The sequence below is a fragment of the Vibrio sp. MMH1-50 genome, assembly GCF_022347645.1.
In the GTDB taxonomy this organism is placed as follows: domain Bacteria; phylum Pseudomonadota; class Gammaproteobacteria; order Enterobacterales; family Vibrionaceae; genus Vibrio; species Vibrio harveyi.
The window spans coordinates 1-2,545 of the sequence record NZ_JAKRGG010000081.1 but is presented as its reverse complement, the minus strand read 5'-3'; the positions used below and the strand labels follow the sequence as shown (position 1 = coordinate 2,545).

Sequence of the window (2,545 nt, the reverse complement as noted above, 5' to 3'; positions counted from 1 at the left end):
ACGCATTGGGTTTTTAGTGCCCAAATAGGCACGGATTTATCAGAGTTTATTTTAGGTTAGGGTGGATCTGCGTCTCTCACACCTTAACTGCGCGTTATACGAACTCGCAAAATTTAACATGGAGAATAAATTGAAAGATTATAAAGTTTATCTGTTCGATATGGACGGAACGTTAGTAAATTCAGAGCCATTAAAGGGTAAAGCTCTAGCATTGGCTTGTGCAGATTACGGTGCTCAAGTTGATCACAATATATATAAAGACGTTATGGGTGAAAGTTGGCAGGTTGTGACTGGTCACTTTTTTACTCATGCGGGTATTTCACCTGATCTAGGCGAGTTTAATCGTTATTTTCGAGCTCACTACGAACTGATGTTAAACGACGAACTTGAGTTGAATGCAGGAGCTAAAGCGTATATTGAACACTTGAAAAAAGCAGGGAAAAAATGTGGTGTTGTCAGCTCGGCAGCAACATGGATGGTTGAAAATATTTTGACTTCATTGCAGTTAGAAACAGCTTTTGATCTTGTTATTACCCAAGAGCATGTAACCAAGCATAAACCTGATCCTGAAGCTTATAATCTTGCACTCGCAAATTTAGATGTATCACCTGAACATACAATAGTGTTCGAAGATTCAACTGCAGGTATTAGCGCAGGTAAATCTAGTGGTTGTGACGTTATTGCCGTTAGGCATGAGTTTAATGGAAAAAATGACTTAAGCGGCGCATTAAGATCTATCAGTGTGTACGATGAAATGTTCGTATAACAAAGCATTTAAGAGTGATTCTCAACGCTTGGCATTTTCAGTTCAAGGTTGAGTTTTGTGTTTACGGTGCAATGGATTAGGTATTGTGGCAGCGTTGCTCACACCTTAATGCGGCGTTATATGTATCATGAGGAAATATGGAAAAACTGTTAGATAACCTACTTTCGTCAAAGAGTGAGGGGCTGTGGTGGGATTTTAAACAAAAATTTCATGATAACCTCTTTGATTTACTACATGACATTACGTGTTTGGCAAACGTGATTCACGATGGCGATCGCTTTTTGATATTCGGTATAAGTGACGACTTTGAGGTTGTTGGCTTAGACTCAGAGGAGTGTCGTTTTTCTCAAGCCGATGTTATTGTCTACCTAAGACAGCAGCCATATGCTGAAAATAACGTCCCTACTATTGATATTAAATTTGTGGAGTACGCTGAAAAGTCTGTAGCGGTTTTGAGCATTAAAAATGAAAGGCTAAAGCCTTTCTACTTTACGAAAGAGCTTAAGCATCGTAATAAAATACTCAGAGCAGGTACGGTATATTCACGAATAAAGGACACAAATACACCAAAAGACTCTTGTGCAAACCCTCAAGATATTAAAGCAATGTGGCTGGAGCGTTTTGGGCTTGATTTACCTGCTGCAGCTCGCTTCAAACTGCTCCTTGAGGATACAGATAACTGGATTTACAATGGAGTTAATGGTGCATTTTATGCGTTGGATCCAGATTTTACTATATCAATATCTGAAGATGATTATCGAGGTGGTAATTTTTGGTGGCAGAATACTCTAATTGAAGAGCCCGTAAAGTACGATTATTTGCTCAAGTACAAAAATGCTGTTATGCATGAGTTGCCTGTCGTCCATTTCCAAAATGAAGGTTTATGCGTTCCATTTCCGGATGTTGAGTATGTAACTCACCCGGAAAAGAGAGATGGACTAGATGCAAAGTTTTATTGTGATCTTTTCTACTATACCAAAGGCTCATTGTCGTATGCACTGTTCGAACATCTGCGCAAAATTCATACTGACAAGCCCGACTTAAGTACTCCTATTGTTACTCAGATAAAGCCTCCAATTATAAAGCTCCCATTTTTTATCTTAGATAGAAATGAGCAACTTGAAGAGCTTTGTAGTTCGTATCTGCTTGCATATAAAAAATTTGTTGAAAACCAAGATGACATTGTTGCGGATAGCCTTTATCAAGGAAAAAATATGGATCGGTACAAACTTGAGAGGGTCTTCTCAGAGTGGGCGTTTAGTGAGGTAACCGAAAAATGCATATAACAAACTGTTTAAGAGTGATTCGCAACGCTTGGCATTTTTGCTATGCGTTGCGTTTAGTGTTTAAGGTGGTATGCGGTAGCTTCGGTATTGCGTTGCTCACACCTTAACAGGGCGTTAGTACGGGTTTGACATCAAAGGTCATAAGTTTTGGTGTTTATCTGTTTTGGCGCTCGTCTTTACACCTTTCCGTTAGCGCCTCTCACGTTCTTTCCGGTGGCACTATATGCGTTGTGCTTGCTTTGATTTCACCGTTTACGGTATCTAACTCTTACCCTATTTCTTTGGCGCTTCTTTTCTTTCGTGGTTTTTACTACGTCAGAATTGTCTTTCTTTGGTGCTGCCGTTGGAGTGCGAGGATCGAATCCTTTTCTAATTTGAAGTCTGTGAAAGTAGGGCAGGTCAGTGCATTTTTCTTCTAGCCAACTCTCGTCTCTTAATCGAGTTTAAGTTTTGTAGCTGCCCGTCTCACTTCAGTGTTCAAAGCCTTTCATAT

The 2,545-nt window shown here is 39.7% G+C and carries 2 protein-coding genes; both read left to right on the top strand.

The window, feature by feature from the left end:
* Window positions 1-118 precede the first annotated feature (118 nt).
* Window positions 119-766 (top strand): HAD family hydrolase, encoded by a 648-nt coding sequence (locus MHO32_RS25490; protein WP_239214982.1) that lies wholly within the window; start codon window positions 119-121, stop codon window positions 764-766.
* Window positions 767-903: 137 nt separating this feature from the next.
* Window positions 904-2,052, top strand: a complete 1,149-nt coding sequence (locus MHO32_RS25485; RefSeq protein ID WP_239214979.1) for an ATP-binding protein — start codon at window positions 904-906, stop codon at window positions 2,050-2,052.
* Window positions 2,053-2,545: the final 493 nt, after the last annotated feature.

What these genes read in the sequence shown, in the direction of transcription:
- MHO32_RS25490 (WP_239214982.1), top strand. Translation starts at nt 119, where the DNA reads ATGGAGAATAAATTGAAAGATTATAAAGTTTATCTGTTCGATATGGAC.
- MHO32_RS25485 (WP_239214979.1), top strand. Translation starts at nt 904, where the DNA reads ATGGAAAAACTGTTAGATAACCTACTTTCGTCAAAGAGTGAGGGGCTG.